The following is a 22,053-nucleotide window of genomic DNA, read 5'->3' on the forward strand; positions in this document are numbered from 1 at the left end:
ACTATGGCGGGAATCTATTTTTTAAGTTTTAGTTGCATAGTGGATTCCTGCTTTCGCAGGAATGACAGCTACAAGTTGCCTTTAAACAATTCAGCATATTCTTTTACCACATTTTTATCAAAATAAGGTTCTTCATCAATGCGCCCAATAATGGGAACCTTGGTCATTTTTTTTATGATGTCTTCTGTCGATTTATGTTCGTTTCCACTAAAAATCAGCGACACCTCAAAGCCTTTTTCTTTTAAAGCATTTATGGTTAAAAGGGTGTGGTTTATGCTTCCTAAATAATGCCTTGATACCACAATAGCCTTGTAATTGGGCTTAATTAAATCGAAAACTGTTCTTGTATTGTTTAATGGTACAAACAAACCACCGGCACCTTCAATAACCAAATGGTTACTAGTTTTAGGGGCTTTAATTTTTTTAATATCAATGGTCACATTATCTATCTCTGCGGCGGCATGCGGGCTCATGGGCGTATGTAATGCATAGGCATTGGAATGAAACTTGGATTTGGAATTCGATACCAATCGCTTTACTTTTTTCGTATCGCAATTGTCCAATTCGCCTGCTTGCACAGGTTTCCAGTAATCGGCTTCCAATGCTTCAGTAATTATGGCCGATGCTATGGTTTTACCAACTTCGGTCGAAATGCCTGTTATAAAATATATGTTATTCTTCATTGAAAGTTTTAATAATAAATCGTAAATTCACTCCTGTTTTTTTTAAAAATGATGCGTTTCCCAATAATTCGGAAGTGACTAAAAAATCATTTTAAATCGAATTCAGTGTTACAATCTTCACATTTGTATTTATGTTTTGCGTGTAACGGCAACGCACCGAAAAGGAACCCAAAGATAAAAGCAAAAAAGGACTTTAGGTCTTTAACTGTAGAAAACAGTTCTATTTTTTCACCTTTGCAATTCGGGCAGTTCAAAATGTTTCCGTCGTCATCCAAAGAATATTTGTGAATAGTATTTAAAATATGTTGTGCCTCCATCGCTTGACTTGACAACACTTTTAACTTAACACCACCAATGGCATTGCTCACAAGCGGATCGGTATCGATGGTGAGATTATCGGATAAAAAAACCTGAATGCCTTCGGCTTCTAATCTGCCTTTTACAATTTGGGCTTCAGAGGAATATTGAAATCTAGCTATGGTTTTAAAGGTCTCGCTCATATATTTACAAATGTAGCTAAGAGCTGTAATACTTTCGATATTTCGTCTTCCGAATTATCACTATGCAAACAAAAACGCAAGCGTTCTTCGCCTATTGCAACCGTTGGCGATAAAATGGGTTTTACATTAAATCCGTTTTCTTGAAGCTTTTTGGCTATTATTTTCACGTTTTCATTCCCGGAAATGATGCAGCAATGTATCGCAGAATCGCTTTTAATAAAATGATTTTGAAGCTTATTTTTAACGATTTCAGATTTAAAATATTGAATATTTTGATGTAATTTATAAATAGGATTATGTGATTTCTCACTACTGTTCGAAAGGACAACTTGATTGTAAACAGAATGAATGGCTGCTAAACTATGCGGTGGCAAAGCTGTTGTGTAAATAAAACTGCGGGCAAAATTGACTAAATATTGTTTTAAATCAACGCTTCCTAAAATAGCGGCACCGTGGCAACCCAGAGCTTTTCCAAAGGTTACCAAACGAGCAAAAACGTGTTGCTCTAAATTTAATTGCTGGATTAAACCAGCTCCGTGTGCTCCAAAAACACCAATGGCGTGGGCTTCATCAACCACCAAAAGCGCCCTGTGCGTTTTGCTTATTTCACATATGGCAACCAAATCTGGTGTGTCGCCATCCATCGAAAAAACAGATTCTGTAACGATATAAATAGTAGCCTCTTTTGGACTTCGACTGCGCTCAGTCTGACACTTTTTTTCTAAATCCACTAAATCATTATGCTTAAATTTATAAGCTTTTGCGTTGGAAAGTTTTATGCCATCGCGGATGGAAGCGTGTATAATTTCGTCGTATAAAATAATATCATCCCGTTGCGGCACACAACTAAAAAACCCAATATTGGTATCGTAACCCGAATTAAAAATCAATGCCGATTCACTATTATGAAAGTCGGCAACCAACGTTTCAACAATATTATAAAGTGAATGATTACCCGAAAGCAAACGCGAACCCGTTGATCCATTTTGCTTCATGTTTTGCCGCATTAAAAAGTTGTGCGAGGCGTTAAAAATAGATTCAGATTTTGCAAACCCCAAATAATCGTTTGATGAAAAATCCACCAAATCACTTTGAGAATTAAGTTGGCGTAAGGCATTGTTCGCTTTGCGCTCTTCGAGTTTTTGATGAAGTTTTTTAGGTAGCATAAATCAAAGATAATCAAGACCTGTCAGGTTTTCAAAACCTGACAGGTCTAATTTCAAAAATAAGTTTTTAGTATAAAATTATTGTTTATCGATAATATTTATATATTTGTTATTGTTAAACGATAATTAAATATAGAAGATGAAACAAACAATTCTTTTAGCCTCTTTACTACTTACAATAATATCTTGTAATAAAAGTACAAAAAACCCACCTGAAGAAATAAATGAAAGACTTCTAGAAATTGTGAAAAAAGAAATGTCTGGACAACCCATAATTTTAGACGGAAAATATATGACACCATCATTTCAAGTATCTCCAGCAATTGCAAAAGACAGCCTTTGGTTTAGTAAGTTTCCGTTTACAGAAATCAAAAACAACGAGGTTAAATTCAATTTTATCAAGGACAAGTCAATAGTTGAGATTGATTCTGAATTGGGGCTTAAGTATTTTGGAGATTCAATATTTAAATATAAAATTAACCACCAGACTCATGTTCTTTTATTAGAGAATAACAACAAAAAGATAGAGGTGCCTTATATTAATGATGCAGGAACAATTAGATTGCTAATAAAGAAAAAAGGACTTGAACATGTAACAATTCATCCTGTTAAATAATCATATAATGAAAAAAGCATTGTTATTAAAAGGGATTATTAATGTATTTTACTATATAAGTATTGTTGTTGCTATTGCTGCTCCAATAGTAATTGGCTCTGTTTTAATACAATTAGATAGCAATGGTTTTAAGTACGAAGAACGAATATACGTTGGAGTTGGCACTATCACGGTTTTTAGAATAGTTGCCCAGTATGGTCTTTATTTAATACTTATTTATTGTCTTTTTCTTTTTCGCAAAGTTATTTTATTAATTATAGATTTGAATTTTTTTCATAATAACGTTATTGCGCTGTTTTCAAAAATAGGCAAGCTACTTATCGTTTTTGGAGTCGTCGAAATTTTAATTTCATTCATTCCCATTAGTTATACTTATCTAACAGTAAAAGGTAGTAGTTTTACGCATCATAATGAGTTTTTTAAAGGTTTCTCGTTTAGTTCTACTTTTTTTTTATGCCTTGCAATAGGCTTGTTTTTTATGGTTTTAAGCGAATTATTTAAAGTTGCAAAAGAGATTAAACAAGAAAACGAACTAACCATATAACCCATGCCAATAATAGTAAATCTCGACATCATGCTCGGAAAGCGAAAAATGAAAAGCAAAGAGTTGGCGGAAATTATTGGTATTACTACGGCAAATCTTTCTATTCTTAAATCTGGAAAAGCAAAGGCAGTTAGGTTCTCTACACTCGAAGCAATATGTAAAGCACTCGATTGCCAACCTGCTGATATTTTAGAATATGTAGCAGAGTGACTTTGGATACAAAGACCTGTCAGGTTTTTAAAACCTGACAGGTCTAAAAGTTTAACTAAAAACCGAACACTATTTCCCGTATCTTTACAACTATGTTTGCACTCGTAGATTGTAATAATTTCTATGCTTCTTGCGAACGTGTTTTTAACCCTAATTTACAAGGAAAACCAGTTGCTATTCTCTCCAATAACGATGGTTGTGTTATCTCACGAAGCGACGAAGCCAAAGCTGTCGGCTTGCCCATGGGCGCCCCAATTTTTAAATGGGACGCTTTTTGTAAAACCAACGGCATCACAGTGCTATCATCAAACTACCCGTTGTATGGCGATATGACCAGTCGCGTTATGTCTATCTTAAACCAATTCACACCCGATGTAGAATTGTATAGTATAGATGAATCGTTTTTAGAATTCAAAAATTTTAAAGCCGATTATAATTACGATGACTACGGAAATCAAATCAGAACTCGCATTTTAAAATGGACAGGTATTCCTACCTGTGTAGGTGTGGCGCCAACCAAAGCACTAAGCAAAGTAGCCAATAAAGTGGCACGGAAATTCCCGAAAGAAACAGGAGGTGTTTACGTTATCGATACCGAAGAGAAGCGCATAAAAGCATTAAAATGGATTAAAATAGAAGATGTTTGGGGCATTGGCCGCGGTTTAACCAAGCGATTAAAACTTAAAAACTGTAAAACCGCTTATGATTTTACACAACTTTCAGACAATTGGGTTCGCAAAAATTTTTCGGTTACCGAATCTCGCTTAAAGCGTGATTTAGAAGGTACTCCCACCCTGCAATTAGACGACATTAAAACCAAACGCGCCATAGCAACAACACGTAGTTTCGATTATACGTACAGCGATATCAATTATATAAAAGAACGCATTTCAACCTTTGCCACAAGTTGTGCCGAAAAACTGCGCAAACAAGGCTCTAGCTGCCATGTTATTATTGTTTTATTAAGTAGTGATAGGCATAAAAAAGATTTAGAGCAGCACAGGGGCAGTATGGCAATAAGCTTACCGTACCCAACAAACTCCTCTTTAATCATCAGTAACCAAGCCGTAAAAGCCGTAACCTCCCTTTTTAAAAAAGGCATCAAATACAAACGTGCCGGCGTTATTGTGTCCGGATTGGTGCCAACCAATAATTTTCAATTAAATATGTTTGAGCACGAAAACCCCAAACACAAATATTTAATGCATGCTATCGACGGATTAAATACAAAATATGGCGATTATAAAATTAAAATAGCAAACCAAGATTTAAAGCGCACCTGGAAAATGCGTCAAGAGCGTTTATCACCACGTTACACAACCAATATTAACGATATCATTATTGTAAAATAAAATCCAATAAAGGCCAAAATCTTATAAATAAAAACTAAATTTAAACAAAAAAATCAACTGTATTTGGGCGTTACTCTCCCGATAGCTATCGGGAGGTCGGGCTTTCCGCTATATCTTTTGCAAAAAAGCAAAAGGATGCCGCATCAATCCCTAACGCAAACCAAGGTACCGATATAAAAAACAGATAAACAAATGCAGCTTCACAAATCCAACACACTTACCTTTTTTGCGCCAAAAACCTATAACAATTCCGGGGCACATTTTTTCGATGCCGGTATTTCAGCAGGCTTTCCATCACCTGCCGAAGATTTTAAAGAACAACGCTTATCCTTAGACCGAGAGCTCGTTAAAAATAAAGAAGCCACATTTTTTGCGCGAGTAAGTGGGCAATCTATGATAGGTGCAGGATTAGACGATAACGATTTGTTGGTTATTGACAGAAGTTTAGAGCCTACAAACAACAAAATAGCCGTATGTTTTCTCGATGGTGAGTTTACCGTAAAGCGTTTAAAAGTAAATGCAGAAGGTATTTGGTTACAACCTGAGAACCCCAATTATCCTATTATAAAAGTAACAACTGAAAATGATTTCGTTATTTGGGGGATTGTTACCAATGTGATTAAAAAAGTATAAGTCTCGTTGCAGATTTTGGTCGTTTTAAAAATCGCTCGACATAAACAAAAATAAAAAAACGCTTCAGAAATTCTGAAGCGTTTTTTGTAAAGTAAATATATGTTTTGTAATTAATCTGCCAATACAATCACTTTATTATCTTTCATTTCTAAAGTACCAGACTTTATTTTTAAAGTAAGTACTTTTTCATCGTCATTATGAGGCGTAACTTCTGCAGGAAGCTCATCAAATACCAAATGACTTTGGGTATGGGTTTTAATTTTAATAGTCCCTGCTTTTAATAAAGAGACTACAGGTGCGTGATCTTTTAACATCTCAAACTCACCATTAACTCCCGGAACAACAACAGAATCAACTTCACTACTAAATAAAGTGGCTTCGGGTGATACAATTTCTAAATACATAGTTTTTCAGTATTCAGTATTCAGTATTCAGTATTCAGTTGCTTACTGCCAACTGCTTACTGATGACTGCCTACTAGTTTATGCTTCAGCTAACATTTTCTCTCCAGCTTCAATAGCTTCTTCAATGGTTCCTTTAAGGTTAAACGCGGCTTCTGGCAAGTGGTCTAATTCACCATCCATAATCATGTTAAACCCTTTAATGGTTTCCTTAATATCTACCAATACTCCAGGAATACCTGTAAACTGCTCTGCTACATGGAACGGTTGCGATAAGAAACGTTGTACACGTCTAGCTCTACCTACAGCCATTTTATCTTCTTCAGACAATTCTTCCATACCAAGAATGGCAATAATATCTTGTAATTCTTTATAGCGTTGTAATAACTCTTTTACACGTTGTGCACAATCGTAATGCTCGTTACCTAATATATCAGCCGTAAGAATTCTTGATGTAGAATCTAACGGATCTACCGCAGGGTAAATACCTAACTCGGCAATTTTACGAGATAGTACAGTTGTAGCATCTAAGTGGGCAAAGGTTGTAGCAGGCGCAGGATCGGTTAAATCATCCGCAGGTACGTAAACCGCTTGTACCGATGTAATAGAACCTCTTTTTGTTGATGTAATACGCTCTTGCATCGCTCCCATTTCTGTGGCTAATGTTGGTTGGTAACCTACCGCAGAAGGCATACGCCCTAATAGTGCAGATACCTCAGAACCAGCTTGTGTAAAACGGAAGATATTATCGACAAAGAAAAGTACATCTTTCCCTTGGCCTTCACCAGCACCATCACGGAAATACTCAGCAATGGTTAATCCTGAAAGTGCCACACGAGCACGTGCTCCAGGTGGCTCATTCATCTGTCCGAATACAAACGTTGCTTTAGAATCTAGCATCGCTTTTTTATCAACCTTAGATAAATCCCATCCGCCTTCTTCCATAGAATGCATAAAATCATCACCGTAACGGATAATGCCTGATTCTAACATTTCACGAAGTAAATCATTTCCTTCACGAGTTCTTTCCCCTACTCCTGCGAATACTGAAAGTCCACCGTGTCCTTTTGCAATATTGTTAATCAACTCCTGAATCAATACCGTTTTACCTACTCCGGCACCACCAAATAAACCAATTTTACCACCTTTTGCATAAGGCTCAATTAAATCGATTACTTTAATACCTGTAAATAAAACTTCAGTAGAGGTTGATAAATCTTCAAATTTTGGTGCCTCTCTGTGAATTGGCAAACCAGCTTCTCCAGCTTTAGGCAAATCTCCAAGGCCATCAATTGCATCTCCAATTACATTAAATAAACGACCATAAACAGCATCACCAATTGGCATTTGAATAGGTGCACCAGTAGCAGTAACCTCTGTTCCTCTACTTAACCCATCCGAAGAATCCATGGCAATGGTACGCACGGTATCTTCACCAATGTGAGACTGTACTTCTAGTACTAAAATAGAATCGTCGGTTTTTTTAATTTCTAATGAATCATAAATTTTTGGAAGTTCAGTACCCGCTTCGAATTCAACATCGATAACCGGACCTACTATCTGTGCAACTTTACCTGTAACTTTAGACATTACTTATGTGTTTAATATTATGCGTTTTAATTCTATGAAAACACTCTGAGTTTTCGCGTGCAAAGATATATTTTTTAATTTAGAATGAAAGCCGTTTTTGAAGCTTTTTTATATAAAAAAACACCTTCTTCCGAAGCATTGGAAGAAGGTGTTTTAAGAATGTCTTATTTTTTTATTGTTTATTGCAGCGTTGGTGCATAGTTTGTTGGATAGGTTCCAATATCTACTAAATTACCGGAAGCTTCAAAATTAGTTCCGTATGTCGCATCAATTGCTTTCATAAACTCATTGGCTGCCATAGCATAACCCCTTGATGTTAAATGAACCCCGTCTAAGGAAAAAGCGCCCCCCGTTACTAAATTAGAAGTTAATATAAAATTTCCGGAAGGAATTCCTGTAGTGTTTAACTGCGATAATAAAGCATTAGCATCAACAAAAGCTAGTCCTGCGCCATTTGCAACAGCTTCAATGGTTGCATTAAATACATCGGTGGCTGCTTTAATTTCTGCTTGCTCTTCTGGGGTTAATACCCATTTATCCTCTAAAGGCACAGCAACACCATTAACCGTTAAAGGATTGCCCGGTACCGCAAGTGTACCTATAAAAGACGATGCTGGTAGTACTAATAAATCGTCCGCCGTAGCTTGCCTCATACTTACCAATGCAGGATTTATAGCTGTTAAATCTGTTAAATCTTCATCTATAATTACAACAGCGTTACCTTCACCTTCCGCAAAACTAATGGTTCTTTTAGCAATTTCAGCATCAGCTTGTTCTTGAGTAAGCGGCGTATTTGCAACTAGAAATGCAAATGCCTGTTGAATACCACCATTATATGCAGCATAAGCTTGATTTACCGCACCCGCCGTTGCAGCATCTAAGGGTACAGGATTATGTGGTACCGTTGTAAAATGTGGAATATCTGTAACATAAGGAATATTGGCGACAATACCTTTGGCTCCACCAGATGTTAAGGTTGCAATTAAAGCCGCATAAGTATTGTTGAAACCAACTCCTGGAGGTCCATCTGCCGGTGTGATAGGGTTTGAACCATCACCTCCTGAAATCGCATAACCAAGTACGTCGTTATTGCCTATCCATAGTGAAAAGAAGGTTGGCGATTGCGCCATGGCTAATTCCAATACGCTGGCATTGGGTGTAGCTCCGGTCATTCTAACAAAATAGGGGTTAGCAAGTCCTAAGGACACATTCGCTAAATTACCATATCCCGGTGCTAATAAATGAAAGCTTTTTGCACCTGGAACTCCCATATTATTAAAAGGCCCCGTTGGATTATTTAAAGCGATATCGGTGGTTACAGTAACAGGTCCTATAACAGATTCTAAAGGTAAAGGAGCGCTACCGGTTGTTACCAATCTTGGATCAAATCCAGGAATTCTATTTCCAGCAACGGCTAATCCTCCAAAATTATCGTTCATTAGAGGTTGTGTAAAACTACCGCCGCCTAACATCGCTAGCTTTTGAGACAGGATATTTGGAAGCGAATTTTCTTGAGAAGCTATAAACAATGCGTTGTCTGAAAATCCTGCTGTTAAGGAGTTTCCTAATGCCACATAAGTAGAAAAATCTGCAGAACCATTAGCCAATTGTGGCAATTCCTGTTCTACTTTTGGTTCTATGCTCGTGCCTTTAAGTACGTCTTCTGGTTCATTACATGCCACAAGAACTGCAAGTGCACATAAGAAGGATAAGTATTTTATATTTTTCATTTTCAATGTCGTTTTATAGGTTATTAATAGTCCAAGAGATATAATACATAGATCCTATGTTTCCGGTACCAAACGCTGTAAAGTACTCATCTCCTAAAAGATTAGTTGCGCCTGCTTTAAACGTTGATTTAAAACTAGGAACTTTAAGATTGATTTGAGCATCAACAACGTGGAATTCTGGCACTAAGCCATTTCCAAATGTGGCCTCCCAAAAATAATCATCACTGTATCTATATGCGACGTTAAACCCGAAATTCTTAAACAATTCTGTATTTCCAAAAGACGCTTTAAACTTGTGTTCCGGCGTATTAAAGTTTGTGGTGAAATCAGGGAATTTATTACTGTCGAAATCTAATTTTGCATAGGTATAACTTCCGCTTAAATCAAAATTACCAAACAGTTTGGTTGATAATCCAATAGATGCGCCATAAGAGTTTACATCGGCAGGAGAGTTTGTATAGGTGCTCCATGCTTGGTAATCATCGTTAGCTATTGCAGCTACTGACAATGAATTATCGCCTGCAGTTCCATAAAAAGGAGAAATCACAACTTCTTGAGAAATAAAATCTTTGTACTTATTGTAATATGCACTAAAATCTACTGTAATGCCTTCAAACTTACCACGGTAACCTACTTCTGCAGATGATACCTGTTCTGGTTTTATGATGTCCGGATTTGCTACTTCAAGTACAGCAGGGTTTCCTGTATCGGCCAATTCCAATACAGAGCTAGCTGTGTATGAATTTTCATAAGCTACACGACCTGTTTGTGTTACTGAGGTACCTTGGCCTAAAGCTTGTCCTTCATCACTTATATCAAAAGTTCGAACATACCTATCTAAATTGCTTGGAGCAGACCCCACTAAAATAGCTCTACCGGCATCTAAACCAATAAATAAATCTTGTGTGGTTGGGTTTCTAAAACCGGTTTGAACAGAAGCTCTAATATTATGGTTTCTATTTATGGTTAAACCAGCGGAAATTCTTGGTGATAAAAATCCATCAAAAAACTCCGACTTATCATAACGGATAGAACCTGTTAGTTTTAAGTCTAAATCCTCATTCAATTCAATATTTTTTTGAATTTGGGTGTAAATACCAAATTCGGAATAATCAATTGGGCCATTTAAATCTGTATAAATAGTACCCGATGAATTCAAGCTATATTTTCGGTAAGAACCACCCACTTGAATTTCAGCGAAATCAATTAAGTGGCTAAAATTATAGTTGGCATCACCATGGTAATATTTTGAAGCATCTTGAAACTTTGATCCTGTATTTAAATTAGGGTCGTTTATACTTTTGTTAAAAGCCGCTTTGTATTCTGGTGATCCTGGTAGGTATCTTCCCGACTCTGCTTGTGCTCTTGCCGCTGCATGCGACTCTGCTTCTGTAGCTCCACCAAGTGTTGCTCCGGCGTAGGTTTGGATGTATTCCCTAAACCAATCCTCATCACTTTTCCATGCTCTATTTATATTGATACCCGTAAATACCATATCGTATGAATCTCCTGCTTTATCAGAAACCACATAACCTCTTAAAAAGAAGTTGTCGTTTTTCAACTCTAACTTGTGTTGTTGCTGGAAGAAGTTATCGATATTATAACGGTTCGTTCCTTGGTAAATGGTTGAACCTGTACCCACTTTACCAACATACTGAATTTCAAAATCGTTTGCCCAAGGTCTGTAATATAAACCCCAATCCGCTTTAATACTTTCAGCATTATAATCGGTTAAATCGTTTTCGTTATAACCCGTTCTACTTACATCAACATCAGGAATAATTCCTTTAACGCTTGCTGGCGCCTCTTTTCTAATATTTGCGGAAACCTCATCACCGTATACATTTATACCATCATAATCCAAATCCGCTCTTGTTCTGTTAGGATCAATTTTATCAACTTCACTAGTAGCTGCCCAATCGGTTCCTTTTAAGTATCCAAAGTTTACTTTAGCCGCAAACTTATCGCTAAACTTATGCGCTGCTCGAAAACTTAAATCGGTAAACTCGTTGTCGCCTGCCGCTTCTTGGGAAGTTATTCCTTTTTTAAACGAAGTACTGATTCCGGCATGGTCAAAAGGGTTCTTACTTCGCATAAACAAAATACCGTTAAAGGCATTTGCGCCGTATAATGCCGATGATGCTCCTGGAAGCAACTCCACACTTAAAACGTCGGTCTCGGTCATACCCACTAAATTTCCTATGGGGAAGTTTAAGGCAGGAGTTGAGTTGTCCATACCATCAACCAATTGCATAAAACGGTTGTTAGCAAATGTTGCAAAACCTCTGGTGTTAACCGATTTAAAGGTTAAACTATTGGTGTTTACATCAACGCCTTTTAGGTTTTCCAATCCATCATAAAAATCCGCGGAAGCGGTATTCTTAATTTCCTTTAATCCGAAACGTTCAACAGTTACGGGCGATTCGAAAATTCGTTCAGGTGTTCTGGATGCAGAAATTACAACCTCATCTAATGCGGTGCCTTCGTTAAGCACAAAGTTAAGCACTTGATTGTTTTTAGTTACTTCAATAGTAACAGTTTCAAAACCAATCATACTCGCTTGCACAGAAAAAGGTGGATTTTCACCGACACTTAAGTTAAAAGCACCGTCAAAATCTGTTACCGTTCCTATAGAAGTACCTGTAACAATAATGTTTGCTCCTGGAAGTGGTTGACCGCTATCATCAACGACTGTTCCAGAAATTGACGTTGTTTGCGAATATGTCAATCCACAAAACAACAGCAGTAAAAAGGGGAGAATAGTTTTCATGTATAAGAGTTAGTTTAATTTATTGTTTAGCAATATAAATATATATAACATTATTACAATACAAAAACATAAAAAAATTATGCGTGCATAGTAGTTATTAACAAAAATTAGGTTGAATTTTTGAATAATACATTATAAATTGGGTGTTTATTTAAGAAATAGAAGTAATGTACCTCGTGCAACTAATAAATAAATAATTTACACGAGGTCGTGTTTTTACTCTACGGTAACCGATTTTGCTAAGTTACGTGGTTGGTCTACATTACAATTGCGCATTACAGCTATATGATACGATAAGAGTTGCAATGGTATTGTGGTTAACAAAGGTGAAAAGGCTTCTTCGGATTCTGGAATTTCAATAACATGGTCGGCTATTTCCTTTACCGCAGTATCGCCTTCGGTTACAACTGCAATAATTTTCCCTTTACGCGATTTAATTTCCTGAATATTACTTACTACTTTTTCGTAATGCCCTTTGCTTGTGGCAATAACTATTACCGGCATTCTATCGTCAATTAATGCAATGGGGCCGTGTTTCATTTCGGCAGCCGGATAACCTTCCGCATGAATATAGGAGATTTCCTTTAATTTTAAAGCGCCTTCCAACGCTACGGGGAAATTATAGCCTCTACCTAAATATAAGCAATTGGTAGACAGCAAATATTGTTTGGCAATCTCTTTTACGTGTTCGTCAACTTTTAATAATTGCTCTACTTTTTGGGGAATCAATTCCAATTCCTGTAAATACAATCTGAAATTTGAGCTCGTCATCGTGCCTTTGGCTCTAGCCAAACGCAATGCGATTAGTGTTAAAACCGTGATTTGTGTTGTAAATGCTTTGGTTGAAGCCACACCTATTTCTGGACCTGCATGTGTGTAGGCGCCCGCATGGGTTTCTCTGGCAATGGATGAGCCTACCACATTACAAACACCAAAAACAAAAGCTCCTTTGGATTTTGCAAGTTTAATGGCTGCCAACGTATCGGCGGTTTCACCGGATTGTGAAATGGCAATAACCACATCATTTTCGGTTATTACCGGGTTTCTGTATCGAAATTCTGAGGCATACTCAACTTCAACTGGAATTCTGGAAAATTCTTCGAAAATATATTCGGCCACCAAACCTGCGTGCCACGAGGTACCGCAAGCCACAATAATTATACGGTTGGCATTTAAGAACTTTTTCATGTTATCTTCAACACCAGCCATTTTTATAATTGCCTCGTCTCTTAATAATCTACCTCTGTAAGTGTCTCTAATGGCTCTGGGTTGCTCGTGTATTTCCTTTAGCATAAAATGCTCGTAACCTCCTTTTTCTATTTGTTCAAGATTCATTTGAAGCTCTTGCACATAAGGAACGACTAACGAATCGTCCTTTATTTTCCTAACTTTTATACCCTTACCCAATCTAATAATGGCCATTTCTTCATCTTCTAAATAAATAGCATTTTTAGTATATTCTAAAAAGGGAGAAGCATCACTTGCAATAAAAAACTCATCTTCGCCAATACCAACGGCCAGCGGACTTCCTAAACGTGCAATAACCACTTCTCCGGGTTTGGTTTTGTCGAAAACAGCAATAGCGTAAGCACCAATAACTTGATTTAGCGCAATTTGTACGGCTTTACCAAGCTTTACGTTTTCGTTCTTTTTAACGTCTTCAATTAAATTGATTAAGACTTCGGTATCCGTATCGGATTGAAACGTATATCCTCTGGAAATTAATTCTTTTTTGAGGGCATCATAGTTTTCAATGATTCCGTTGTGAATAATTGCTAATTCGCCTGAATTTGAAGCATGAGGGTGTGAGTTTACATCGTTAGGCACACCATGGGTAGCCCATCTGGTGTGACCAATGCCCAAACTACCACTTGTGGTAATTTCTTTTTCCGAGCGTTCTTCTAAATCTGATACCTTTCCCTTGGTTTTTGAGATTTTAAGGTCGGTGCCATCAAACAAGGCAATACCGGCACTGTCGTAGCCACGGTACTCTAAGCGTTTAAGGCCTTCAATAATAATGGGGTAAGCTTCTCGATGTCCTAAATATCCAACAATTCCACACATAAGTAATTCGGGTTTTTATTAATGTGGAGCAAATATGTGAAAAAAATATCAACAAATGCCAAAATAGTACATGAAGTTGATATTTTTTACGATAAAATTCATCGCTACTTAAAAATGTAAAGGTTTTTGTAAAATAAAAGGACTTACAAAATGAATTTACAAATTAGGTTCTGTGAAAAATATTTCAAGTTTTAATTTTCTGTTTTCCGGTACGTTTTGATGATTACCGTATAAAATAGTACCTCTTGGTGTCAATAACGCCGTGGATGGAATTTCTGTCACTTCATCTTCACTTTCTAAAATTTTTGAAAGATTTGTTAGATTAACATTATTAGATAAAGTAAGCCCTATTTTAGTGTTGGTAGAGTCTTTAAGGAGAATATTATTAAGATGCTCGGTAAGGCGTATTTTATATTTTGATATACCGCTATCATTTGTAACGCGTTGCCCTAGGTTTATAATTTTAGAATTTAAGGGATCTGAAGTATCTTCAGTAGGATCGAACACATAATCAATGGTTGGAGCATTGTTTTTTATATCGTAGGCGTAAATCCTATCGTATTTATGATAATCGGCATCACCGCCATTTGGCATGTTTTCATCTTCATAAATCACCAAATGCGCTTCGTTGATTAATTTTTTTAACGGGTAATTACCATTTACCTTTGGTAAATAATCACCATTTTCATCCAATTTTCTATAAGTCTTTTTAAAGCAATCCAGAGCTGTTTCCGGTGTACCATTACAATCTACCATACCATTAAACAAATCAACCACAGCCATAGAGCCTTCTGCACCTTTTAAATACAATCTTTCATCGCCATCGGTTTTGTTGCCATCAGGTAAAGTGATGCTGAAATCATTTATAAAAGTGTTTAGTCGGTTTCCTGTTAAGTTTAAGGTAAAATTATCCTGTGTACGCTCACCTTCAACCGTTGAATCTTTTGAATAATAAATTACAATATTGGCGTTTGCCATATTAAAAAACGTCATATTACCATTGCCATTTATAGCTTCGGCCTTAAAGTACAAACCTCTAAAATATTCTTTAAAATTATTGGCATTACTCAAAACAGGGTCGTCTTGTTTGTCAATAATGGTTGTTTGCCAGTAATCTTTATCTAAATGCACTCTTAAAGCAGGCGTTTGCCTATCGAAAGCATCTTGATCGCCTTGCGTTGTTTTTAAAACAATGGTTTCGCTACTCGGAACATACTGTTCCTGTTCGTAAATGATATCGGTTTTATGATCTTCAAAATTTATAACATTATTTCCGTCAAGCGCAGAATTTGTTGTGCTACTTGCGTTAGAATAATAGTTTTGGGCTTCGTTAAATTGTGAGTTTGGATTGAAATCCCTTAAAAAATAATTATTTCTATAAACCGTTAATTTTATTGGCGCGCTTCCATATAAGGAATCTTTAATGGTATAGACTTCGTTTCCGTTTTCGTCTGGAGAATCTGCACTAACCTTACTAAAATAAGGCACTTTTAAAATCACAGAATCTACTACAGGATTATCTCCAAAATTAGGATTCGCTACAGATGGTGTTACCTGCGTAATAATGCTCGCCGTTGTTAATCCATAAGCGGGATCGTTAAAAACACCGAACAAGTTTGATGACAAAGCGTTTATTTGTAAAGAATCCAGTTTTTTATTGTAAGCTAAAATCTGGAAGTTTACATTATCGGTATTAAAATTAGCGTTGTCTTTTCCTAAAACGTCACTTTCAATAGTATTAAAATCTTTATCGCAGGCTATAAATAAGGCCATAACTAATAGAAAAATACTGGAAAATTTAAGGGCTTTATATGTTTTTTTCATGTGCTTTTTTTACAAAATGCCAAAAATGGTCTTTTAGGTCTTTTATTAATGACAACTCAATTAGACACAAACTTTTGTGTTAAAAAACTCTGTGTAAGCTTCGCCAAATTCGTCTTTACTTCTGTACTCTAAGACAGGCTTGTCTGAGGCCTCTAAATACGTGCTTAAATCTTTAGGTATATCTTCAGAACCTATAATTAGGGCATCAGAATTATCTATGGCAACCTTCATTAAATTATTATATGACGGGTCTTGAAGCGTTTTAATAGCCTCTTCATCAATATTATCAAACTTAATTTTATTAACCATGTCTTTGTTTAACGTTCCATCAAAACTTTGATTGTATACCGAAGTCACAATTTTACTTTCGTTAAATAATGGCTCGTCTTTATAATATTGCCTTAAATAAAGTGGCAGTAAGGACGCCAACCACCCGTGAACGTGAATAACATCGGGCGACCAATTTAGTTTTTTAACTGTTTCAATTACGCCTTTAGCAAAGAAAATAGCGCGCTCGTCGTTATCAGAAAACAACTCACCATTCTCATCGGAAAGTGTGGCTTTACGCTTAAAATATTCGTCGTTATCAATAAAATAAACTTGAATACGTTCTTTTGGAATAGAAGCTACTTTAATAATAAGTGGCATATCCAAATCGTTGATTACCAAGTTAATTCCTGATAGCCTAATAACTTCGTGCAATTGATGCCTTCTCTCATTAATATTGCCGTATCGAGGCATAAAAATTCTTATTTGCCCCCCTTGTTGATTTACCAATCTTGGCGCTTCAAAAGACATGGATGAAATTTCAGTCTCAGGTAAATAAGGCACTACTTCAGATGATACGTATAATATCCTCTTATCTTTCATATGTTAGTTTTTTGCTGTCTTTTTATGGCTATGCAAATGAATAGCTTTTTGAGAATTCAAAATAAAAAACACGCAAAAGTACAAAATTTTATGCGAATTGACCGTAAAATATTAAGTTTGCAAGCGTTAATTTTTTATTAAATAATGAAAGTTTTTTCACAAAAAGTACAAATTGCAGCAGCAATTGATAAATTAAAAGCAAAACAGCTCACGATAGGCTTAGTGCCAACCATGGGTGCATTACACCAAGGGCATTTGGCTTTAGTAAAAAGTGCTTTAAATGAGAACGATGTTGTTGTGGTAAGTATTTTTGTGAACCCCACGCAGTTTGATAATAATGACGATTTAGAAAAATACCCAAGAACTTTAGAGGGCGATGTAGCGTTGTTAAAAACAGTATCGGAAAACCAAATATTGGTTTACGCCCCAACTGTTGAAGATATTTACGAAGGCCATACCGTATCGCAAAGCTTCGATTTTGACGGTTTAGAATTTGAAATGGAAGGTAAATTTAGAACCGGGCATTTTGATGGTGTTGGTACCGTTGTAAAACGTTTTTTCGAGATTGTAAAACCGCATCGAGCGTATTTTGGCGAAAAAGATTTTCAGCAATTAGCCATCATTAAAAAACTGGTTGAAAAACATCGCATTCCTGTTAAAATCATTGGTTGCCCCATCCATAGAGAAACCAATGGATTAGCCATGAGTTCACGCAACACACGACTAAAACCCGAATATAAAAAAGCCGCACCGTTTATCTATAAAACCTTAAAAACTGCCAAAGAAAAATTTGGCACAAAAAGTGCTAGTAAAATAACGGAATGGGTTGAAAAAGAGTTTGCTAATCACAACTTATTAAAACTAGAATATTTTATTATTGCAGACACCAAAACCTTAAAACCAGTAAAAAGAAAATCAAAAAAAAGTGTATATAGAGCGTTTATAGCCGTATATGCAGATGATATTAGACTTATAGATAATATCGCATTAAATTAATTATCTTTGCCGCATGCAAATTCAAGTAGTAAAATCTAAAATTCACAGAGTTAAATGCACGGGTGCAGAACTCAATTATATAGGCAGTATCACCATTGACGAAGATTTAATGGAAGCCGCCAACATTATACAGGGCGAAAAAGTCCAGATTGTAAATAACGATAACGGCGAGCGTTTAGAAACCTATTGTATTCCCGGACCGCGTAATAGTGGGGAAATCACTTTAAACGGAGCGGCCGCCAGAAAAGTATCGGTTGGCGACACCCTTATTTTAATCACTTATGCGTTTATGGATATTGAGGAAGCCAAAGTGTTTAAACCATCGCTTGTGTTTCCAGACGAAGCCACAAACTTGTTAAAGTAAACTTTGAATCAAAAGACAAAAAACATACTAAAAACTGCACTCCCATTATTATTGGGAGTTTTTTTAGTCTGGTTTGCGCTGTCTAAAGTTTCGGTTGAAGAATTACTGGTATACGCCAAAAATGCCGATTATACGTATATTATTTTAGGTATGTTTTTAGGACTTTTAAGTCATTTGTCCCGTGCCTACCGTTGGCGTTTTCAATTAGAACCCATGGGCTACAACATTAAATTGGGGAACAGCATTATGGCGGTTTTTGTTACCTATTTAATCAATTACACCATTCCCAGAGCCGGCGAAGTCGCTAGAGCATCATTGCTCACCAATTACGAAAGCGTACCTTTTGAAAAAGGTTTTGGTACCATCGTAGCCGAACGTATTGCCGATATGATTGTCATGTTGGGCATTATTACCCTAACGCTTTTTCTTGAGTTTGATTTTATCTATAATTTTTTAATTGAAAAATTCGACCCCATAAAGATTGTTATAGCATTGGTTGGACTCATTGTTTTAATGCTTGTTTTTTTCAGATATATAAAAAGAAGCCACTCTAAATTAGCATTGAAAATTAAAGCCTTTGTAAACGGACTAATTGAAGGCGCGTTAAGCATTTTCAAAATGGAAAAAAAATGGGCCTTTATTTTTCACACCTTGTTTATTTGGGGCATGTATGTACTTATGTTTTACGTTACTTCTTTTGCACTCGAAGAAACCAGTAATATCCCTTTAGCGGCCATATTAATTGGTTTTATTGCAGCCAGTTTTAGTATCGCGGCAACCAATGGTGGTATTGGTTCGTATCCGTTGGCTATATATGCGGCGTTTTCAATTTTCGGAATTGCCGAAGAGCCAAGTATTGCATTCGGGTGGATTATGTGGGCGTCTCAAACTCTAATGATTATTGTTTTTGGAGGCTTGTCGTTATTATATCTACCTATTTACAATAGAAGGAAATCGTTAAACGACAAATAGCATTTCAGACTTTTATCACACTCTTTTTTTAGTTGTAACATATTTCATACCTTGCCCCTATTAAATCTCAAATCATTTAAAATGAAACAACCAATCATTTTTTTATTAGCATTCTTCTGCATTACAAATACTTTTGATGCTCAAGTAAAATACGAAACTTTTGAGTCTTCAAAACTAGGCGAAACCCGCGAACTCAAAATACAACTCCCAAGAGGCTATAATTCAAATGAAGACAAAAACTACCCGTTGTTTATAGTTTTTGATGGCGATTATTTATTTGAAGCCGTTGCTGGAAACGTAGATTATTACTCGTATTGGGAGGATATGCCAGAGGCTATTGTAGTGGGCATCAATCAACTCGAAAAACGATTTGACGATTGTTTATATTCCGAGCAAAACTCGTTACCCATTGAAACCGGTGCCTCGTTTTACGAGTTTATTGGCATGGAACTTATTCCGTATATAGAAAAAACATACCGAACCGAAAACTTTAGAGTGGCTGTTGGGCACGGTGAAACGGCAAATTTTATCAATTATTTTCTTTTAAAACAGCAACCGTTGTTTCAAGGCTATATGGTTATCAGCCCAGAACTGGCACCAAATATGTTAGATTATATTCCGGAGCAATTGGGCAAATTAGAGTCCAAAATATTCTATTATTTGGCTAATACCACAAACGACTCGAGGTCGATAAAAAAAATGACCGCCGCTTTAAATGCCGATATTTCGGCCTTAGATACCAAAAACATTTTTTATAATTTCGATAGTTTTGAAAGTGGATCGCATTACTCTGTTCCGGCACATGCCATACCAAAGGCCTTAGAGAGCATCTTTTATGTGTTTCAGCCCATTAGCAAAAAAGAATATAAAGAAGTGATTTTGGAATTAGACGGCTCACCGGTAGAATATCTTCAAGAAAAATATAAAATGATTAAGGAGTTATTCGGCATTGAAAAACAGATTCTTATAAACGACTTTAAAGCCATTTCTGCAGCTATTGAAAAACATGAGGATTTCGAATATTATGAAGCCTTAGGAAAAATGGCCCGTAAAGAATACCCCGATACGTTATTAGGGAACTATTATTTGGCACGTTTTTACGAAGAAACAGGCGAGCCAAAAAAAGCAATGCGCACCTATCAATCGGCTTATATGCTAGATGAAATTGCAGGTGTCACCAAAGATTTAATGATTGAAAAAGCAGATTTAATTAAAGAAGATTTCGGCTATTAAAAAATGACATATTAAATAGTTATTAAGTTATTGGGTAAATAGTCGGCGCCTTTAATAACCCAATAACTTGTAAACCCTATAACTTAAATAATGGCTAAAGTTAAAACTACTTTTTTCTGCCAAAGTTGCGGCAATCAATTTGCAAAATGGCAAGGACAATGTACAGCTTGTAAAGCTTGGAACACTATTGTTGAAGAAGTCATTCAAAAACCAGAAAAAAGCGATTGGAAATCGCCAACCTCAACGGTAAAACGAACTGCTGTTCCTTTACGCATTAACGAAATCGACACCTCTAAAGAAGCGCGACTGGATACGTTTGATGCCGAATTTAACCGTGTTCTTGGGGGCGGCATGGTTCCCGGCTCTTTAACGCTTTTAGGCGGCGAACCAGGAATTGGAAAAAGCACATTACTGCTTCAAATCTCATTAAAATTACCTTATAAAACCCTGTACGTTTCAGGTGAAGAAAGCCAGAAACAAATAAAAATGCGCGCCGAACGCATCAATCCAAACAACAATAATTGCTATATTTTAACCGAAACAAAAACTCAAAACATATTCAAACAAATCGAGGCTCTAGAGCCCGATATTGTTATTATCGATTCCATACAAACCTTACATAGCGATTATATCGAATCTTCATCGGGAAGCATTTCGCAAATAAAAGAATGCACCACCGAACTGATAAAGTTTGCAAAAGAAACAGCGACACCTGTTTTGTTAATCGGACACATTACCAAAGACGGCAACATTGCCGGCCCAAAAATATTGGAGCACATGGTTGATACCGTTTTACAATTTGAAGGCGACCGCAATCACGTGTTTAGAATTTTACGCGCCAATAAAAACCGTTTTGGTTCAACAAACGAATTGGGTATATACGAAATGCAAGGTTCTGGCTTGCGCGAAGTGTCCAACCCATCGGAAATTTTAATTTCTAAAAAAGACGAAGAACTTTCCGGAAATGCCATTGCCGCAACTTTAGAAGGCATGCGCCCGCTAATGATTGAAGTGCAAGCCCTGGTAAGTACAGCGGTTTACGGCACGCCACAACGGAGTGCCACGGGTTTTAATGCCAAACGATTAAACATGTTGTTGGCCGTTTTAGAAAAACGTGCGGGTTTCAGACTTGGTGCAAAAGATGTATTTTTAAATATTACAGGCGGCATTACCGTTGATGACCCTGCGATAGATTTAGCGGTTGTCGCTGCTATTTTATCATCAAATGAAGATGAAGCTTTACAAAACAATTTCTGTTTTGCTGCCGAGGTTGGTTTATCAGGAGAAATACGTCCCGTACAACGTGTGGAACAGCGTATTTTAGAAGCCGAAAAACTTGGATTTTCAACCATATTTGTATCAAAATACAATAAAATTTCACTTAAAAACACCCAAATCAAAATTCAATTGATTTCTAAAATTGAAGATGTAGTCGATATTTTATTATAGCAAAAAAGCTGTTTTCTTAAAAATCACATATATCTTAAAACTACCTTTTATTTGATAATTTAGAATTTTATCACTTTTATCGATAC

Annotated in this window: 20 protein-coding genes; 10 read left to right on the forward strand and 10 right to left on the reverse strand. The window is 36.4% G+C overall.

Going from position 1 to position 22,053, the window contains the following annotated elements; translation table 11 throughout:
* Nucleotides 1–68: 68 nt before the first annotated feature.
* The 3 genes from bioD to RNZ46_RS05410 all read right to left on the reverse strand — a co-directional run bounded on the left by bioD (nucleotide 69) and on the right by RNZ46_RS05410 (nucleotide 2,349).
* Nucleotides 69–683 (reverse strand): dethiobiotin synthase, encoded by a 615-nt coding sequence (bioD, locus tag RNZ46_RS05400; RefSeq protein WP_316984357.1) that lies wholly within the window; start codon nucleotides 681–683, stop codon nucleotides 69–71.
* 86 nt (nucleotides 684–769) lie between these two features.
* Nucleotides 770–1,183, reverse strand: a complete 414-nt coding sequence (locus RNZ46_RS05405; RefSeq protein ID WP_316984358.1) for a putative signal transducing protein — start codon at nucleotides 1,181–1,183, stop codon at nucleotides 770–772.
* Complete coding sequence (locus tag RNZ46_RS05410) at nucleotides 1,180–2,349, reverse strand: aminotransferase class I/II-fold pyridoxal phosphate-dependent enzyme (RefSeq protein WP_316984359.1); 1,170 nt, start codon at nucleotides 2,347–2,349, stop codon at nucleotides 1,180–1,182. The genes RNZ46_RS05405 and RNZ46_RS05410 overlap by 4 nt, the downstream gene beginning before the upstream one ends.
* Nucleotides 2,350–2,488: 139 nt before the next feature.
* On the opposite strand from RNZ46_RS05410, the gene RNZ46_RS05415 reads away from it, so the two are divergent.
* The 5 genes from RNZ46_RS05415 (at nucleotide 2,489) to RNZ46_RS05435 (ending at nucleotide 5,704) form a co-directional block, all read left to right on the forward strand.
* Entirely contained in the window at nucleotides 2,489–2,965 is a 477-nt protein-coding gene (locus RNZ46_RS05415; RefSeq protein WP_316984360.1) for a hypothetical protein, read from the forward strand.
* 7 nt (nucleotides 2,966–2,972) lie between these two features.
* Nucleotides 2,973–3,509, forward strand: a complete 537-nt coding sequence (locus RNZ46_RS05420; RefSeq protein ID WP_316984361.1) for a DUF2975 domain-containing protein — start codon at nucleotides 2,973–2,975, stop codon at nucleotides 3,507–3,509.
* Between the two features lie 3 nt (nucleotides 3,510–3,512).
* The gene (locus tag RNZ46_RS05425; RefSeq protein WP_316984362.1) at nucleotides 3,513–3,719 is read left to right on the forward strand and encodes a helix-turn-helix domain-containing protein; all 207 of its coding nucleotides are present in this window, start codon (nucleotides 3,513–3,515) and stop codon (nucleotides 3,717–3,719) included.
* Nucleotides 3,720–3,811: 92 nt separating this feature from the next.
* Nucleotides 3,812–5,071, forward strand: coding sequence for a Y-family DNA polymerase (locus RNZ46_RS05430; RefSeq protein WP_316984363.1), 1,260 nt, complete (start codon nucleotides 3,812–3,814; stop codon nucleotides 5,069–5,071).
* A 192-nt stretch (nucleotides 5,072–5,263) separates the two neighbouring features.
* On the forward strand, nucleotides 5,264–5,704 hold the full coding sequence (locus tag RNZ46_RS05435; protein WP_316984364.1) for a LexA family protein: 441 nt from the start codon (nucleotides 5,264–5,266) through the stop codon (nucleotides 5,702–5,704).
* Nucleotides 5,705–5,814: 110 nt separating this feature from the next.
* Here the strand turns inward: RNZ46_RS05435 and RNZ46_RS05440 are convergent, their stop codons facing one another.
* The 7 genes from RNZ46_RS05440 to RNZ46_RS05470 form a co-directional block, all read right to left on the reverse strand.
* The gene (locus tag RNZ46_RS05440; protein WP_316984365.1) at nucleotides 5,815–6,108 is read right to left on the reverse strand and encodes a F0F1 ATP synthase subunit delta/epsilon; all 294 of its coding nucleotides are present in this window, start codon (nucleotides 6,106–6,108) and stop codon (nucleotides 5,815–5,817) included.
* Between the two features lie 78 nt (nucleotides 6,109–6,186).
* A complete protein-coding gene (atpD, locus tag RNZ46_RS05445; RefSeq protein WP_316984366.1) occupies nucleotides 6,187–7,695 on the reverse strand; it encodes a F0F1 ATP synthase subunit beta in 1,509 nt (502 codons plus the stop codon).
* 179 nt (nucleotides 7,696–7,874) lie between these two features.
* Nucleotides 7,875–9,425, reverse strand: coding sequence for a G-D-S-L family lipolytic protein (locus RNZ46_RS05450; protein ID WP_316984367.1), 1,551 nt, complete (start codon nucleotides 9,423–9,425; stop codon nucleotides 7,875–7,877).
* Between the two features lie 13 nt (nucleotides 9,426–9,438).
* On the reverse strand, nucleotides 9,439–12,195 hold the full coding sequence (locus tag RNZ46_RS05455) for a TonB-dependent receptor (RefSeq protein WP_316984368.1): 2,757 nt from the start codon (nucleotides 12,193–12,195) through the stop codon (nucleotides 9,439–9,441).
* 216 nt (nucleotides 12,196–12,411) lie between these two features.
* Nucleotides 12,412–14,259 (reverse strand): glutamine--fructose-6-phosphate transaminase (isomerizing), encoded by a 1,848-nt coding sequence (glmS, locus tag RNZ46_RS05460; RefSeq protein WP_316984369.1) that lies wholly within the window; start codon nucleotides 14,257–14,259, stop codon nucleotides 12,412–12,414.
* A gap of 156 nt (nucleotides 14,260–14,415) precedes the next feature.
* Nucleotides 14,416–16,083 (reverse strand): BamH family beta-barrel-assembly machinery protein, encoded by a 1,668-nt coding sequence (gene bamH, locus RNZ46_RS05465; protein ID WP_316984370.1) that lies wholly within the window; start codon nucleotides 16,081–16,083, stop codon nucleotides 14,416–14,418.
* Between the two features lie 60 nt (nucleotides 16,084–16,143).
* Nucleotides 16,144–16,953 carry a glycogen/starch synthase gene (locus tag RNZ46_RS05470; protein ID WP_316984371.1) on the reverse strand — a complete coding sequence of 270 codons (810 nt, stop codon included), beginning with the start codon at nucleotides 16,951–16,953 and terminating at the stop codon, nucleotides 16,144–16,146.
* Between the two features lie 144 nt (nucleotides 16,954–17,097).
* On the opposite strand from RNZ46_RS05470, the gene panC reads away from it, so the two are divergent.
* From panC to radA, 5 genes are all read left to right on the forward strand, one after another.
* Complete coding sequence (gene panC / locus RNZ46_RS05475) at nucleotides 17,098–17,949, forward strand: pantoate--beta-alanine ligase (protein WP_316984372.1); 852 nt, start codon at nucleotides 17,098–17,100, stop codon at nucleotides 17,947–17,949.
* 13 nt (nucleotides 17,950–17,962) lie between these two features.
* Complete coding sequence (gene panD / locus RNZ46_RS05480) at nucleotides 17,963–18,313, forward strand: aspartate 1-decarboxylase (protein WP_300247592.1); 351 nt, start codon at nucleotides 17,963–17,965, stop codon at nucleotides 18,311–18,313.
* A gap of 3 nt (nucleotides 18,314–18,316) precedes the next feature.
* A complete protein-coding gene (locus RNZ46_RS05485; protein ID WP_316984373.1) occupies nucleotides 18,317–19,285 on the forward strand; it encodes a lysylphosphatidylglycerol synthase transmembrane domain-containing protein in 969 nt (322 codons plus the stop codon).
* A gap of 81 nt (nucleotides 19,286–19,366) precedes the next feature.
* Nucleotides 19,367–20,518 (forward strand): alpha/beta hydrolase, encoded by a 1,152-nt coding sequence (locus RNZ46_RS05490; protein WP_316984374.1) that lies wholly within the window; start codon nucleotides 19,367–19,369, stop codon nucleotides 20,516–20,518.
* A gap of 90 nt (nucleotides 20,519–20,608) precedes the next feature.
* Complete coding sequence (gene radA, locus RNZ46_RS05495; RefSeq protein ID WP_316984375.1) at nucleotides 20,609–21,967, forward strand: DNA repair protein RadA; 1,359 nt, start codon at nucleotides 20,609–20,611, stop codon at nucleotides 21,965–21,967.
* The last annotated feature ends 86 nt before the right edge of the window (nucleotides 21,968–22,053 follow it).

The organism is Hwangdonia lutea (assembly GCF_032814565.1).
In the GTDB taxonomy this organism is placed as follows: domain Bacteria; phylum Bacteroidota; class Bacteroidia; order Flavobacteriales; family Flavobacteriaceae; genus Hwangdonia; species Hwangdonia lutea.

Bases quoted from the DNA above. Each gene is read 5' to 3' on its own strand.
- radA (WP_316984375.1), top strand. From the start codon at position 20,609: ATGGCTAAAGTTAAAACTACTTTTTTCTGCCAAAGTTGCGGCAATCAA.
- panC (WP_316984372.1), top strand. From the start codon at position 17,098: ATGAAAGTTTTTTCACAAAAAGTACAAATTGCAGCAGCAATTGATAAA.
- RNZ46_RS05490 (WP_316984374.1), top strand. From the start codon at position 19,367: ATGAAACAACCAATCATTTTTTTATTAGCATTCTTCTGCATTACAAAT.
- atpD (WP_316984366.1), bottom strand. From the start codon at position 7,695: ATGTCTAAAGTTACAGGTAAAGTTGCACAGATAGTAGGTCCGGTTATC.
- panD (WP_300247592.1), top strand. From the start codon at position 17,963: ATGCAAATTCAAGTAGTAAAATCTAAAATTCACAGAGTTAAATGCACG.
- RNZ46_RS05440 (WP_316984365.1), bottom strand. From the start codon at position 6,108: ATGTATTTAGAAATTGTATCACCCGAAGCCACTTTATTTAGTAGTGAA.
- RNZ46_RS05470 (WP_316984371.1), bottom strand. From the start codon at position 16,953: ATGAAAGATAAGAGGATATTATACGTATCATCTGAAGTAGTGCCTTAT.
- bioD (WP_316984357.1), bottom strand. From the start codon at position 683: ATGAAGAATAACATATATTTTATAACAGGCATTTCGACCGAAGTTGGT.
- RNZ46_RS05420 (WP_316984361.1), top strand. From the start codon at position 2,973: ATGAAAAAAGCATTGTTATTAAAAGGGATTATTAATGTATTTTACTAT.
- RNZ46_RS05415 (WP_316984360.1), top strand. From the start codon at position 2,489: ATGAAACAAACAATTCTTTTAGCCTCTTTACTACTTACAATAATATCT.
- RNZ46_RS05405 (WP_316984358.1), bottom strand. From the start codon at position 1,183: ATGAGCGAGACCTTTAAAACCATAGCTAGATTTCAATATTCCTCTGAA.
- RNZ46_RS05450 (WP_316984367.1), bottom strand. From the start codon at position 9,425: ATGAAAAATATAAAATACTTATCCTTCTTATGTGCACTTGCAGTTCTT.
- RNZ46_RS05435 (WP_316984364.1), top strand. From the start codon at position 5,264: ATGCAGCTTCACAAATCCAACACACTTACCTTTTTTGCGCCAAAAACC.
- bamH (WP_316984370.1), bottom strand. From the start codon at position 16,083: ATGAAAAAAACATATAAAGCCCTTAAATTTTCCAGTATTTTTCTATTA.
- glmS (WP_316984369.1), bottom strand. From the start codon at position 14,259: ATGTGTGGAATTGTTGGATATTTAGGACATCGAGAAGCTTACCCCATT.
- RNZ46_RS05455 (WP_316984368.1), bottom strand. From the start codon at position 12,195: ATGAAAACTATTCTCCCCTTTTTACTGCTGTTGTTTTGTGGATTGACA.
- RNZ46_RS05410 (WP_316984359.1), bottom strand. From the start codon at position 2,349: ATGCTACCTAAAAAACTTCATCAAAAACTCGAAGAGCGCAAAGCGAAC.
- RNZ46_RS05425 (WP_316984362.1), top strand. From the start codon at position 3,513: ATGCCAATAATAGTAAATCTCGACATCATGCTCGGAAAGCGAAAAATG.
- RNZ46_RS05430 (WP_316984363.1), top strand. From the start codon at position 3,812: ATGTTTGCACTCGTAGATTGTAATAATTTCTATGCTTCTTGCGAACGT.